General features: G+C 69.0%; 12 protein-coding genes. 2 read left to right on the forward strand and 10 right to left on the reverse strand.

Going from position 1 to position 13,201, the window contains the following annotated elements:
- Positions 1-39: 39 nt before the first annotated feature.
- The gene (locus ASG37_RS10105; RefSeq protein WP_055759236.1) at positions 40-1,557 is read right to left on the reverse strand and encodes a UxaA family hydrolase; all 1,518 of its coding nucleotides are present in this window, start codon (positions 1,555-1,557) and stop codon (positions 40-42) included.
- A gap of 68 nt (positions 1,558-1,625) precedes the next feature.
- Here ASG37_RS10105 and uxaC point away from each other — a divergent pair, with 68 nt between their 5' ends.
- Positions 1,626-3,035 carry a glucuronate isomerase gene (uxaC, locus tag ASG37_RS10110; RefSeq protein ID WP_055759239.1) on the forward strand — a complete coding sequence of 470 codons (1,410 nt, stop codon included), beginning with the start codon at positions 1,626-1,628 and terminating at the stop codon, positions 3,033-3,035.
- Positions 3,032-4,447, forward strand: a complete 1,416-nt coding sequence (locus ASG37_RS10115) for a mannitol dehydrogenase family protein (RefSeq protein WP_235525177.1) — start codon at positions 3,032-3,034, stop codon at positions 4,445-4,447. Before uxaC ends, ASG37_RS10115 begins: the two co-directional genes overlap by 4 nt.
- A gap of 122 nt (positions 4,448-4,569) precedes the next feature.
- On the opposite strand, the gene ASG37_RS10120 is transcribed toward ASG37_RS10115, so the two are convergent.
- The 9 genes from ASG37_RS10120 to ASG37_RS10160 form a co-directional block, all read right to left on the reverse strand.
- Complete coding sequence (locus ASG37_RS10120) at positions 4,570-6,423, reverse strand: methyl-accepting chemotaxis protein (protein WP_055759242.1); 1,854 nt, start codon at positions 6,421-6,423, stop codon at positions 4,570-4,572.
- Positions 6,424-6,502: 79 nt separating this feature from the next.
- Entirely contained in the window at positions 6,503-6,748 is a 246-nt protein-coding gene (locus ASG37_RS10125) for a hypothetical protein (protein WP_230769594.1), read from the reverse strand.
- A gap of 44 nt (positions 6,749-6,792) precedes the next feature.
- Positions 6,793-7,800 (reverse strand): chemotaxis protein CheB, encoded by a 1,008-nt coding sequence (locus ASG37_RS10130; protein ID WP_268795738.1) that lies wholly within the window; start codon positions 7,798-7,800, stop codon positions 6,793-6,795.
- A gap of 34 nt (positions 7,801-7,834) precedes the next feature.
- The gene (locus ASG37_RS10135; protein ID WP_055759248.1) at positions 7,835-8,275 is read right to left on the reverse strand and encodes a chemotaxis protein CheW; all 441 of its coding nucleotides are present in this window, start codon (positions 8,273-8,275) and stop codon (positions 7,835-7,837) included.
- Between the two features lie 21 nt (positions 8,276-8,296).
- Entirely contained in the window at positions 8,297-8,659 is a 363-nt protein-coding gene (locus ASG37_RS10140) for a response regulator (protein WP_055759251.1), read from the reverse strand.
- Between the two features lie 26 nt (positions 8,660-8,685).
- A complete protein-coding gene (locus ASG37_RS10145) occupies positions 8,686-9,240 on the reverse strand; it encodes a chemotaxis protein CheD (protein ID WP_082448227.1) in 555 nt (184 codons plus the stop codon).
- On the reverse strand, positions 9,228-10,247 hold the full coding sequence (locus tag ASG37_RS10150) for a protein-glutamate methylesterase/protein-glutamine glutaminase (protein ID WP_055759254.1): 1,020 nt from the start codon (positions 10,245-10,247) through the stop codon (positions 9,228-9,230). The genes ASG37_RS10145 and ASG37_RS10150 overlap by 13 nt, the downstream gene beginning before the upstream one ends.
- Complete coding sequence (locus tag ASG37_RS10155) at positions 10,244-11,107, reverse strand: CheR family methyltransferase (protein WP_055759256.1); 864 nt, start codon at positions 11,105-11,107, stop codon at positions 10,244-10,246. The genes ASG37_RS10150 and ASG37_RS10155 overlap by 4 nt, the downstream gene beginning before the upstream one ends.
- The gene (locus tag ASG37_RS10160; protein WP_055759260.1) at positions 11,104-13,197 is read right to left on the reverse strand and encodes a chemotaxis protein CheA; all 2,094 of its coding nucleotides are present in this window, start codon (positions 13,195-13,197) and stop codon (positions 11,104-11,106) included. The genes ASG37_RS10155 and ASG37_RS10160 overlap by 4 nt, the downstream gene beginning before the upstream one ends.
- Between the last annotated feature and the right edge of the window lie 4 nt (positions 13,198-13,201).

Below are 13,201 nucleotides of genomic sequence, written 5' to 3' on the forward strand. Positions count from 1 at the left end.
ATAGCGGGCAGACCAAGACCATCAGCGTGGACCGGCCACCTAAAGCGTAACCCCCGACTTCCAGATGCCGATCGCGCGTTCGTCGTTCGTCTCGTTGCGCGCGGGTTCGCCCGAGGCGACCGCGACGATCCGGGCGATCAGCGCGTCGGCCGCCGCGTCCTGCCCGTCGTCGAGCACGGTGGCGGCGTCGAAATCGATCCAGCCCGACTTGCGCGTCGCCAGATCATGGTTGGTCGCGATCTTCATCGTCGGCACCGGCGAGCCGAGCGGCGTGCCGCGTCCGGTCGAGAACAGCGTGATCGTCGCCCCCGCCGCCGCCAGCGCGGTGGTCGACACCGCGTCGTTGCCCGGTGCATCGACCACCGACAGCCCTGAGCGGCGCACCGCCTCACCATAATCGAGCACGTCGCTCACCGGGGCGACGCCGCCTTTCTGCACCGCGCCCAACGACTTTTCCTCCAGCGTGGTGATGCCGCCCGCGATGTTGCCGGGGCTCGGGTTTTCCGACACCGGTTCGCCATGATCGAGGAAATAGCGTTTGAAGCGGTTCGTCACCTCGACCAGCCGGTCGAACACGCCCTCGTCGGTGCAGCGCGCCATCAGCAACCGCTCCGCGCCGAAGATTTCGGGGATTTCGGTCATCAGGACGGTGCCGCCGGCGGCGGCTACCCGGTCGGTCATCCGCCCGATCAGCGGGTTGGCGGTCAGGCCGCTCATCGAATCCGACCCACCGCACTTCACCCCCAGCCGCAGCGCCGACAGCGGCACCGGCTGGCGCTCGCACGCCGCCGCCTCGACCAGCGTATCGACCGCCGCCAGCCCATCGGCGAATTCGTCGCCGCTTGCCTGCGCGCGGACATGGGCGACCTTGGCGCGTACCGTGTCGGGCATCCGCGCCAGCATCGCGTCGAGCTGGTTCGATTCGCAGCCCAGCCCCAGCAGCAACACGCCCCCGGCATTGGGGTTGGCCGCCAGTGCCGCGAGGATCGCGCCGGTACGGTTGAGATCGTCACCCAGTTGCGAACAGCCGAACGGGTGGTTGAACGCATGGACGCCATCGATCCGCCCGGCATGGCGCGGCCCCGCCGCCTGCGCGATCCGCTCGCCCAGCCGGCCGACGCAGCCGACCGTCGGCAGTATCCAGATTTCGTTGCGGGTGGCGACGCTGCCATCGGCGCGGACATAGCCCATGAACTCCGGCTCGGCGCGCGCCGGCACCGCTTCGGCCGCGACCGGTTCGTAGCGATAGGCGTCCTCGCCGCTGAGCGCGGTGCGGACGTTATGGACATGGACATGTTCGCCGACCGCGATCGGTTGGCGGGCAAGGCCGATCGGCGCGCGATAGCGGCGCACCGGTGCTCCTTGCGCCACGGCGCGCACCGCGATCTTGTGCCCGGCGGGGATCGCGTCGCGGGCGGTCACGATAATATCGTCGACCGCCACCGCATTGCCCGCCTCGACCGAAGCGAGCAGGACGGCGACGTCGTCATCGCCATCGACCCGGACCGATCGGACGGGGGCAGGGCGGGAATCGGCGGTGGACAGGATTTCGAGCATGAGGCTGAAATAGTCTGTTGCCACCGTTGGCACAATGCCGCATCGGGCATCGGCAAAAGGAGAGTGTGATGCCTGCCCTGCTGCTCGACCCCGATCGCCTGTTCCCCGCCGATCCGACGACGCGGGGCCTCGCACGCGAACTCTACGCCGAAATCCGCGACCTGCCGATCGTCAGCCCGCACGGTCATACCGACCCGTCGTGGTTCGCGACCGACCGGCCGTGGCGCGATGCGACCGAGTTGCTGCTGTCGCCCGACCATTATATCTTCCGCATGCTCTACAGCCAGGGCGTTGCGCTGGACGACGTCGCGGTTCCGCGTCGCGACGGCAGCATCACCGCCGATCCGCGCGCGGCGTGGCGCGTGTTCGCCGCGCACCAGCATCTGTTCCGTGGCACGCCGTCGCGGTTGTGGCTCGACCATGTGTTCGGCGAGGTGTTCGGCTTTGACGAAGCGCTGACCACCGCCAATGCCGACACTTATTTCGACCGGATCGGCGACCTGCTCGCCAGCGACGCCTATCGCCCGCGCGCGTTGTTCGACCGGTTCGGCATCGAACTGATCGCGACGACCGAAGGCGCGGACGACCCGCTGCTCCACCACCGCGCCATTCGGGAAAGCGGCTGGGGCGGGCGTGTCGTCACCGCCTATCGCCCCGATGCGGTGATCGATTGCGAGCATGAGGCATTCCGCCCCGCGCTGCTCAAATTCGCCGATCTTACGGGCGAGGACGTCCACGACTGGCAGGGCTATCTGGCCGCGCATCGCAAGCGCCGGCAGGACTTCATCGCCGCCGGCGCGACCTCGACCGATCATGGCCATCCGACGGCACGTACCGCCAACCTGTCGACGACGCAGGCCGAGGCCTTGTTCGCCAAGGTGATCGGCGGCACCGCCAATGCCGCCGATGCCGAGCTGTTCCGCGCGCAGATGCTGACCGAAATGGCGCGCATGTCGATCGACGACGGGCTGGTGATGCAGATCCACCCCGGATCGTTCCGCAACCACAATCGCGGACTGTTCGACGCCTATGGCCGCGACAAGGGTGCCGACATCCCGACGCGGACCGATTATGTCGCGGCGTTGAAGCCGATGCTCGACGTGGTCGGCACCAGCACCGAACTGACGATCATCCTCTTCACCCTCGACGAAACGACCTATGCCCGCGAACTGGCCCCGCTGGCGGGCCATTATCCGTGTCTGCGGCTGGGGCCGGCATGGTGGTTCCACGACAGCCCGGAGGGCATGCGCCGTTTCCGCGAGATGACGACCGAGACGGCCGGTTTCTACAACACCGTCGGTTTCAACGACGATACGCGCGCCTTCCTGTCGATCCCGGCGCGGCACGACGTCGCCCGCCGCGTCGATTGCGCGTTCCTTGCCCGGCTGGTCGCCGAACACCGGCTGGCGCTCGACGAGGCGCATGCGGTCGCGCACGACCTGACCTATGCCCTCGTCAAACAGGCGTACAAGCTGTGAAACTGTCGAACGCCACGCTGGCGCAGGCCGCGCCGATGGTCGCGCGGCCGGACTATGACCGGACCGCATTGACGCCCGGCATCGTCCACATCGGTCCCGGCGCATTCCACCGCGCGCATCAGGCGGCCTATGTCGATGCGATCCTCAAGGCTGATCCGCGCTGGGCGATCAGCGCGGTCGCGCTGAACTCGACCAGTGTCGCCGAAGCGCTCGGGCCGCAGGACGGGCTCTACACGCTGGCGCTGCTCGACAGCGACATGCGGTTCCGCGTCATCGGATCGATCACCGAACTGCTGACCGCGCACCGCCGCGACGCGCTGCTCTCGCGGCTTGCCGCGCCGACGACGCGGCTGGTTACGACGACCGTGACCGAAAAGGGCTATCACCTGACCGGCGACGGCGCGCTCGACCTCGACGCGCCGGCGATCGTCCGCGAACTCGATGGGGCGGAGCCGTCGACGCTGTCGGGCTGGCTCGTTGCCGGCCTGGCGGCACGGCGGGCGAGCGGCGGGGGCGCGATCACGCTGCTGTCATGCGACAATCTGGCGGACAACGGTCATCGCTTCCGCCGGTCGGTGCGCGATCTCGCCGCCGCGCGCGATCCCGATCTGGCGATGTGGATCGACGACAACGTCCGCTTCCCCTGCGCGATGGTCGATTCGATCACCCCTGCGACCGACGATGCCCTGCGCGACACCGTCCGCGCCGCGACGGGCCTCGACGATGCGTGGCCGATCCAGCGCGAGGCGTTCGCGCAATGGGTGATCGAGGATGATTTCGCCGGCGACCGGCCGCCGTTCGACCTGGCCGGCGTCCAGTTCACCCGCGACGTGCGCGGTTTCGAGAATGCGAAGCTGCGGCTGCTGAACGGGGCGCATTCGACGCTCGCCTATGTCGGATTGCTGCTCGGCCTCGGCACGGTGCGCGACGCGATGCGCGACGCGGCGCTGGCCGGGTTCGTCGAGCGGCTGATGCGCGAGGATATTGCGCCATCGATCGTGCCGCCCGCCGAAATGGACCTGTCGGCCTATATCGCGGCGGTGCTCGGGCGGTTCGCCAATCCTGCGATCGCGCACCAACTGGCGCAGATCGCATGGGATGGATCGCAGAAGCTGCCCTATCGCCTGCTCGACACGGTGCGCGACGCCCGTGCCGCCGGGCGTGCCGTCACGCGGCTGGCGGTGCCGATCGCGGCGTGGTTCCGTTTCCTCGAATTGCGCAAGGCCAGCGGCGAGACGCTGGTCGATCCGCGCGCCGACGCGCTGCTCGCACGCGCCGGTGACGTCGATGCGTTGCTGGCGATGCGCGACATCTTCGGCGATCTGGGCGACGATACGGCGTTCGCCGATGCGGTACGGCAGGCGTATGCCGCGCTGGCACCGGGCGGGGACGTGCGCGGCGCGTTGATCTGATCGGAAACGAGCCGGGGCGGAGCGCCCCGGCTCGTCAATCCGTCAACATTATTCGACTGCATCGAAACGTCGCCCTAGCGACGGCTGGGATGACGTCTGTTCCAATGCGGATGGATCAGCCGTCAGAAGCTGCTCCAGTCGTCCTCGTCGGCCTTGATCGCCGTGTTGCCGCGCACCGGCCGGGCCACGCGCTTTGGCGGCGGCGGCGGCGCCATCGGCCGTGTCGCCCGCAGCGGGACGACCTGCGCGACGGGGGCTGTCGGGGCAGGGGCGTCGTCGACCACGAAGCGGCCGACCTGCGCGTCGAGCGTCGCGGTTTCGTCACCCAGCGCGCCGACCGCCGCGTTGATCTCCTCGATCATCGCCGCGTTCGACTGGGTCACGCTGTCCATCTCGCCGATCGCGGTGTTGATCTGCTGGATGGTCGCCGCCTGTTCCGACGCGCTGCCGGCGATGGCGGTGACGAAGGTCGCGATCTGGTTGATGTCGGTGGCGATGCCGCGCAGCGATTCGTCGGTCTGCCGGGCGAGGTCGACGCCGTTGCGCACCCGTCCGACCGTGGCGGTGATCCGCTGGTTGATGTCGCGCGCCGCATCGGCCGACCGTTCGGCCAGCGCGCGCACTTCGGACGCGACGACCGCGAAGCCCTTGCCGGCGTCGCCAGCGCGGGCCGCCTCGACCCCGGCGTTCAGCGCCAGCAGGTTGGTCTGGAACGACAGCCCGTCGATCAGCGAGATGATCTCCGCGATCTCGTTCGACGACCGTTCGATGTCGCCGATCGCGGCGACGGTGCGCCGGACGATCTCCTCGCTTTCCTTCACATCCTCGCGCGCCTTGCCGGCCACGTCCTGCGCGCTGCGGGCCTGCACCGCATTCTCGCGCACCGTGTCCGACATCTCGTTGATCGCGGCGGATGTTTCCTCAAGGCTCGCGGCCTGTTGCTCGGCACGGCGGGCGAGGTCGTCGGTCGCCGCCTGCATCTCGGCAGTGTTCTCGACGATGCCGCTGGTGCCGTCGCGCACGCTGGCGATCGCCTGGCCGAGCTGTGCGACCGATGCGTTGAAGTCGCGCTCCAGCGTGGCATAGGCCGGCGGGAAGCCGTGCAACCGCGCGCGCAGGTCGAAGGCGGAAAGGCGGGCGAGTGCCGCGCCGACCCGGTCGACGACCAGTTGCTGTTCGGCGTCGGCCTGCGCCTTGGCGACGGCGGCGTCGCGGAATACCAGCACCGCGCGCGACATCGCGCCGATCTCGTCGCCGCGCGTGGCATCGGCCACCGCGACGCCGTGATCGCCGGTGGCCAGTGCCTCCATCTCGTCGGTCAGTCGCACGATCGGCCGGGCGAGCGAGCGGGCCAGCAGGATCGACAGCACGATCGTCGCCGCGACCAGCGCGATGCCGCCGACCAGCAGCGTGAGCATGCCGGTGTGCATCGCCTCGGTACGGGCCAGGCGGACCTGCTGCATCGTCGCGCCCTGCGCATCGCGTACCGCGTGCAGCGGCGGGGTGACGGTATCCACCCAGAAGCGCACCGCCCATTCGTTGCGGCCGAGCAGCAGGCGCCGCCCCGCTTCGCGGTCGGTGCGGGCGAGCGCGATCACCGGATCGATCAACTGCCGCCGCCATTCGTCCATCCGCTGCCGGGTTTCGACGATGTCGCGCTGTGCCGTGGCGTCCCCCGCCAGCAACTGGCCGAGCGCGTCGGCGGCCTTGCGCTCGCGGTCGACCGCCTCGCGGTAATCAGCGATATTCTGCGGATCGCCGGCGATGATGAAGCCGCGCATCTGGCTGTTCTGCGCGAGCATCGCGGCTTCCATCGCCTGCGCCTCGCTATGGATGTCCTGTGCGCGGACGCTGTCGGCGCTGGTCGTCCCGATCCGGTCGAGCGCCCACCACAGGATGCCGATCATCAAAAGGACGCTGAGCGTCAGGACGCCGAACGCGCCGGCGATGCGCTTGCCGATGGGTAACGATTGCATTTGGATGGTGGCCCCCGGTGTAAAAACCCCTCGATTCTTCCCCGGCGTAGCGCGTCAATCTTCACAGCGGGTTAAACGGTCAGCCGCCGACACCGTCCATCCGCCGCAACAATCGCTGCCGCATCTCGTCCAGCGTCACCGCGTTCACCGCCGCCGGCGCGTCCGGCCCGGCGCGCAGCAGGTCGGCGATCGCCAACTGCATCTGCGTCACCCGGTCGACTTCCTGCAGGCTGGTCAGGTGGCGACGCAGCGTCACCTCGTCGCTGGCAAGATCATAGGCGAGGTCGGCCAGCCGCTGCGAGGCGAGCAGCAGTTCGTCGGCCATGGCCAGCGCCAGCGTGTCCCGCTCGCAGCGGGGGGCGGGGGGCGTTATCGCGAGCATAGTTTGAGCACCGCCTGCGCCAGCGCATCGCGCGCCACCGGTTGCGACACCATGCCGCGCGCGAGGACATGGCCGCCGCCCGCCGCCGGCGCGATGGTGTAGCCGCCCGCCGCCGTCATCGCCTTCACCCCGCCGCCACCGTCCTCGCTGCCGTCGATCAGCAGCGTGCCGACCACGTCGGTGCCAGCCGCCTTGGCGGCGGAGGCGAACAGCAGCGAGATCGACGGCCGCTCGCCCGCCACCGGATCGCGCGTGAGCAGTCTGACGCGCCCGTTCGGCCACGCATCGACGATCAGGTGATGATCGCCCGGCGGCGCGAAATAGAGCGTGCCCTGCTCGATCGCCATGCCATCGGCGGCGACCGTCACCCTGGGCGCGATCTGCTGTCCCAGCTTGGCGACCATGCTGTCGAGCAGGCCGGGCGCCAGATGCTGGACGATCAGCACCGGCGGGCAGTTCGCCGGAAAGGCGGTGAACATCTCGAACATCGCGGCGGTGCTCGACGCATCGCCGCCGACCACGACCAGCCGGCCGCTCCAGTCGATCGGCGCGACCTTCGTCACCGCGGCGGCCGGACGGACGGCCTTGAGCTCCATGTTGCGCGCCTGTTTGATCCGCTTGCCGAGCCGCGCGATGATCGCGTCCAGTTCGGCCGGCGCGGCGACGCGCGGCTTGGGAAAACAGTCGATCGCCCCCAGCCGCAGCGCCTCGATCGATTCGGACGCGCCGTCGGTGGTGCGGGTCGAGAACATGATGACCGGCATCGGCCGCCGCTCCATCACTTCGGCCAGATAGTCGATCCCGCTCATTCCCGGCATCTCGACGTCCAGCGTCATGACGTGGGGGCGTAAGCTCTCCATCATCTCGCGTGCCTCCGCTGCGCCGTCGGCCAGTCCGACGACCTCCACTCCGGCGATCCTCTCCAGCGCCCCGGCGATCAGGGCGCGCATGGTCAGTGAATCATCGACCACGATTACTTTGGTTGTTACGGGCACAGGCCGAACCTTCGGCGAAAGAGGAATGACGGGCTCAGGCGGCGTCCGCCATTGCCACCGGCTCGACCAGCCGGTCGAGTGCGAGCACCAGGATCATGCGGTCGTCGATCGTCGCCAGCCCTTCGAGGAAGCGCGACGCTTCGGTATCGCCCATGTCGGGAAGCGGTTGCATCGCTTCGGGCGCGACGGTGACGATGTCGTTCACCGCATCGACGATCACCCCCTGCAACTGCTGGCCGATGCGGACCACGATGATGACGTGGCGTGCGGTCGGATCGGTCGTGCCCCATCCCAGCCGGCAACGCAGGTCGAGTACCGGCAGCACCACCCCGCGCAGGTTCACCACGCCGCGCACATGCGCCGGCACGTTGGGCAGCGGCGTCGCCGGCGACCATGCGCGGATTTCGCGGATCGCCATGATGTCGACGCCGAGAATCTGCTCGCCGAGCTGGAAGGTGATGAGTTGACGGGACATGGCGGACCTCGCGGGGTTGGATCAGTGCAGCACGCGGCGGATCGCCGCGGCCAGCTTGTCGGGGTTGAACGGCTTGACGATCCATCCGGTCGCGCCGGCGGCACGCGCGCGCGCCTTCTTGTCGTCGGAGCTTTCGGTGGTCAGCACCAGGATGGGCAGGCTGCTGCGGCCCTGCCCACGCACCTCGGCGATCAGGCCGAAGCCGTCCATCCGCGGCATGTTGATGTCGGTGATGAGCAGATCGGGTTCGACCCCGCCCAGCGTTTCGAGCGCATGGACGCCATCCTCCGCCTCGATCACGCGATAGCCGAGATCGGTCAGCGCGATACGTAGCAGCATGCGCATACTGGGGGAATCATCAACGGTCATAATGGTCTTGTTCATTGTGCAACTCCCTGAATAGACATGGATCAGTTAAAAAATTCGACATCGCCGCCCAATGCCGCGATCGGTACGGCCGCGCGCACGGGACGCAGCGGCGCCATCACGTCGATCACCGACCGGCACCGGGCGAGGCCGAGCGCGGCGCGGAACTCGACCCGGCGGGCACAGGCGCCGCCGACGTCCTCGCCGACCAGCGGGATATTCTCGGCCCGCAGGAATTCGCGGGCGAAGGTGACGTTGGCCGCGCCGAAATCGCGAAATCCCTGCCGCATCATCGCCCCGCCGAAGATCCGCGCCTTCAGCCGGTGCCGCGCCGCGCCGACCGCCAGCATCGCGTTGATGAGCACCTCCATCGCATAGACGCCGTAGCGCTGCATCGACGCGGTGTCGGTCGCGCTGCCGTCAGCCAGCAGATAATGGTTGATGCCGCCGACCTGCGCGACCGGATCGTAGAAACATGCCGCCACGCAACTGCCGAGCACGGTCGTCAGCACCACGTCGGGCGCGCGGCTCACCTGCGTCTCGCCCTGCGCGACGGTGATGCGGCGGAACGGGAAATCGGGCGTGTTCATGCGGCGCATGCCGCCAGCAGGCGCGGACCGATGCGGCGCAGGGGAAGTTGTTCAACCACGGCACCGATCCGGTGCGCGACCGCCGGCATGCCATAGACGATACTGGTCGCCGCATCCTGTCCGATCGTCATCGCCCCCGCCATTCGCATCGTTCTCAACCCTTCGGCGCCATCGCCGCCCATCCCGGTCAGGATGGCTCCTGCCGCATCCGCGCCGGCGTGACGCGCGATCGAATGAAACAACCGGTCGACCGAGGGGCGGTGCCCGTTGGTCTTGTCCGCTTCGATCAGGCGACAGTGTCGCCGCTCGCCGTTGCCGCCGATCTCCAGATGCCGTTCGCCGCCCGGCGCCACATGGACCGTACCGACCGACAGGACCGCGCCGGCGCGCGCTTCGGCGACGGTCGGCGCGCACATCCGGTTCAGCCGCGCGGCGAAACTGGTGGTGAAGCTGGCGGGCATGTGCTGGACGATGACGGTCGGCGGGCAATTGGCCGGAAAACTTGATAGCAGTTCGATCAGCGCCTCGACGCCGCCGGTGGATGCGCCGATCGCGATCATCGCACCGCCACGCGGCGTATAGCCCTTGGTCGCGGTGCCGGGTGCGGCGGCACCGCGCGCCTGCGGCCGGGTGGCGGCGGCGGCGCGGACCAGTTCGGCCAGATCGACGCTGCCCGCCTGTCGCGTCTGCAACCCTGCCTTGTCGAAACAGTCGAATGCGCCCAGTTCCAGTGCGGCCAGCGTGGTATCGGCGCGTTCCGAGGTCAGCGATGACACCATCACCACCGGCATCGGCCGCAGCCGCATCAGCCGTTCGAGGAAATCGAGCCCGTTCATTCCCGGCATCTCGATGTCGAGCGTCACGACATCGGGGTCGAGCGCCTTGATCTGCGCGCGCGCCTCGTCGGCGCTGGCGGCGGTGCCGATCACCTCGATCGACGGATCGGCGGCGAGCCGCTGGCGGATCAGCGCCTGCATCGTGCGCGAATCGTCGATCACGAGGGTACGGACGGTCATGCCGCGACCTTCAGATAGGCGGTGCGCCCGACCAGTTCGAACCGGCGCGCGACCGGCCCGATCAGCCGTTCGGAATGGCCGATGTACAGCATGCCGCCGACCTCGAGATGATCGGCCAGCCGGCTGAGCAGCCGTTCCTTGGTCGGTTCGTCGAAATAGATCATGACGTTGCGGCACAGGATCGCGTCGAACCGCCGCCTGAGCGGCCAGTCGCCGAGCAGGTTGAGCGATTTGAACGCGATGGCGTCGCGCAGCAGCGGATCGACCGTCAGCATGTCGCCGCGCCCCTGCGTCCAGACGCTGCGCAGCGTCGCGGGCACATTGGCCAGCGCGTCGCGCGGATAGCTGCCGGCGCGGGCGGTCGCCAGCACGCTCGGCGATATGTCGGTGGCGAGCATGCGGAAGTCGCGGCGCAACAGGTGCGTGGCACCCGCCCGGTCCTCGCCCAGCGCGGCCATCAGCCAGCTATAGGGTTCCTCGCCAGAGGAGCAGGCCGACGACCACAGCCGGACCGGATCGCCGGCGGTCAGCCGCGCCGCCAGCGTCGGCCACAGCCGCTGTGCGAAATCCTCGAAATGATGCGGTTCGCGAAAAAAGCTGGTGTGGTTGGTCGTCAGCGCGTCGAGCGCGCGGGCGCGCTCGGCGGGATCGCGGCCGATCAGCGCGATATAGTCGCCGACGTTGGTCAGCCCGCAGGCACGCACGCGCGGCGCCAGTCGGCCATAGACGAGCTGCGCCTTGCCCTCGGGCAGCAGGATGCCGACCTCGGCATGGGCGATCGCGGCGATCGCCTCGTGATCGGCCTTGCAGAAGCCGAACTCGCGGGTGCGTGGCGCAGGCTGGGCGGCAGGGGCGTTCATGCGGCACGGGCCAGCGGCGCGCGGATGCCGGCGCGGCTGTGCGCGGTCAGCGCATCGACGTCGAGGATCAGCGCGACCCGCCCGTCGCCGAGGATCGTCGCCCCCGAAACGCCGTCGATCGCCCGGTAATTCGCCTCGAGGCTTTTGACGACCACCTGCCGCTGGTCCTGGATCGAATCGACCAGCAGCGCCGCCTGTCCCTGATCCCCCTCGACCACGATCAGCACCGCCTGTGTCGCGTCGCGCTCTGCCCCGCCGATGTCCAGATGCCGCGCGACCGGCAGCACCGGCACATAGGCGCCGCGCACGTCGAGCAGCGCGGCGTCGGGACCGAACCGGTTGAGCATCGCCTCGGTCGGGCGCAGGCTCTCGACGATCGCGCCCAGCGGGATGACGAAGGTCTGGCTGCCGACCGTCACGATCATCCCGTCGAGTACCGCCAGCGTCAGCGGCAGGCTGAGCGAGAAGCTGGAGCCATGGCCCTCGCGCGACTGGATGCCGATCCGCCCGCCCAGCGCTTGGATGTTGCGGCGGACCACGTCCATTCCCACGCCGCGCCCGGAGATGTTGGACACGGCGGCGGCGGTCGAAAAGCCCGGTGCGAAGATCAGATTGTCGATCTCGTCGTCGCTCAGTGCGGCGTCGGGCAGGACGATGCCGCGCTCGATCGCCTTGGCCAGCACCGCTCGCCGGTCGATGCCGCGTCCATCGTCGGTGACGGTGATGACGATCCGCCCCGAATGATGCGCGGCCGACAGCCGCACCAGCCCCTCGGCCGGCTTGCCGGCGGCGGTGCGCACGTCGGGCGTCTCCAGCCCATGGTCGACGGCATTGCGGATGAGGTGGGTCAGCGGCTCGCCGATGCGTTCGACCACGGTCTTGTCGACCTCGGTCATCTCGCCCTCGACCTCCAGCCGGACGCGCTTGCCCGTTTCGCCCTCCAGCTCGCGGATGATGCGCGGCACGCGGCTGAACACCGTCTTCATCGGCTGCGCGCGGATCGCCATCGTCGATTCCTGCAACTCGCGCGTCAGATGTTCGAGGTCGCTCAGTTCCGATATGTCGCCCAGACGGTGTTCGGTCAGGCGCTGCGCCAGCATCGCCTGGGTAATCACCAGTTCGCCGACCAGATTGACCAGCCGGTCGAGCCGGTCGAGGTCGACGCGGATCGTCTGACCGCCGGTCGCCACCGCCTTGGCCAGTGGTTCGTCGCTGACGACCGGCGGTGCGACCGCTTCCACGATGATGTCGGGTTCGGGGGTGGGCAGGGGTTCCGGATCGGCCAGCATCGCCAGCAGATCGTCGATGTCGGGATCGGCCGCCGCCACCGCCACCGCCGCCACCGCATCGGCGCGCGCCAGCGTCACCTCGCAGGCATCGACGAAATCGAACACCGCGCGGATGTCGTCCTCGTCCAGCGTGCCGGGCAACGCCACCTGCCAGCCGAGATACGGCGTCGCGGGATCGAGTTCAGCCAGTGCCGGCAGCGCCGACCGGTCGCAGGACAGGATCGTGCCGCCGAGCAGCGCCAGTTCGCGCAGCAGCAGCAGCGGTTCGGACCCATGGTCGAACGCGCCGGGCGTCGGCCGGCAGGTGAGCGACCAGTCCGCCACGACCGGTTCGGCCGGGGCCACATCGTCCAGCATCGCCATCAGATCGTCGAACCCGTCGTCGAACGCGGGCGCCGTCGGGGCTGGAGCCGGAGCCGGCGCATCGCCCTTCGCCGCCGCCGTCAGCCGCGCGAGCATCGCCGCGTCGTCGGGCAGGCGGCCGCCGTCGCGGGCCACCGCCACATGATCGGCAAGCACATCGAACGCGCGCATCGTCAGGTCGAGCAGGTCCGGCCCCAGCGACAGCGTGCCGTTGCGGATCAGGTCGAGCAGCGTTTCATATTCATGGGTATAGGCTTGCAGCCGCTCATGGCCGAACGCCCCTGCGCCTCCCTTGATCGAATGGACGCAGCGGAACACGGCGTTGATCGTTTCGGGATCGCGGTCCCCCTCGCGCAGCAGGGCGAAGTTCGCCTCCATGCCGGCGAGTCCTTCGTCGCATTCCTGAAAGAAAATCTGCTGGATGGCGTCGAGATCCACGGGC

The organism is Sphingomonas sp. Leaf407 (assembly GCF_001425385.1).
Lineage (GTDB): Bacteria > Pseudomonadota > Alphaproteobacteria > Sphingomonadales > Sphingomonadaceae > Sphingomonas.

Coding starts and splice junctions, on each gene's coding strand:
- ASG37_RS10125 (WP_230769594.1), bottom strand. CDS start 6,748: ATGGCCGACGAACTGCTGCTCGCCTCGCAGCGGCTGGCCGACCTCGCC.
- ASG37_RS10120 (WP_055759242.1), bottom strand. CDS start 6,423: ATGCAATCGTTACCCATCGGCAAGCGCATCGCCGGCGCGTTCGGCGTC.
- ASG37_RS10150 (WP_055759254.1), bottom strand. CDS start 10,247: ATGACCGTCCGTACCCTCGTGATCGACGATTCGCGCACGATGCAGGCG.
- ASG37_RS10105 (WP_055759236.1), bottom strand. CDS start 1,557: ATGCTCGAAATCCTGTCCACCGCCGATTCCCGCCCTGCCCCCGTCCGA.
- ASG37_RS10155 (WP_055759256.1), bottom strand. CDS start 11,107: ATGAACGCCCCTGCCGCCCAGCCTGCGCCACGCACCCGCGAGTTCGGC.
- ASG37_RS10135 (WP_055759248.1), bottom strand. CDS start 8,275: ATGTCCCGTCAACTCATCACCTTCCAGCTCGGCGAGCAGATTCTCGGC.
- ASG37_RS10140 (WP_055759251.1), bottom strand. CDS start 8,659: ATGAACAAGACCATTATGACCGTTGATGATTCCCCCAGTATGCGCATG.
- ASG37_RS10145 (WP_082448227.1), bottom strand. CDS start 9,240: ATGCGCCGCATGAACACGCCCGATTTCCCGTTCCGCCGCATCACCGTC.
- uxaC (WP_055759239.1), top strand. CDS start 1,626: ATGCCTGCCCTGCTGCTCGACCCCGATCGCCTGTTCCCCGCCGATCCG.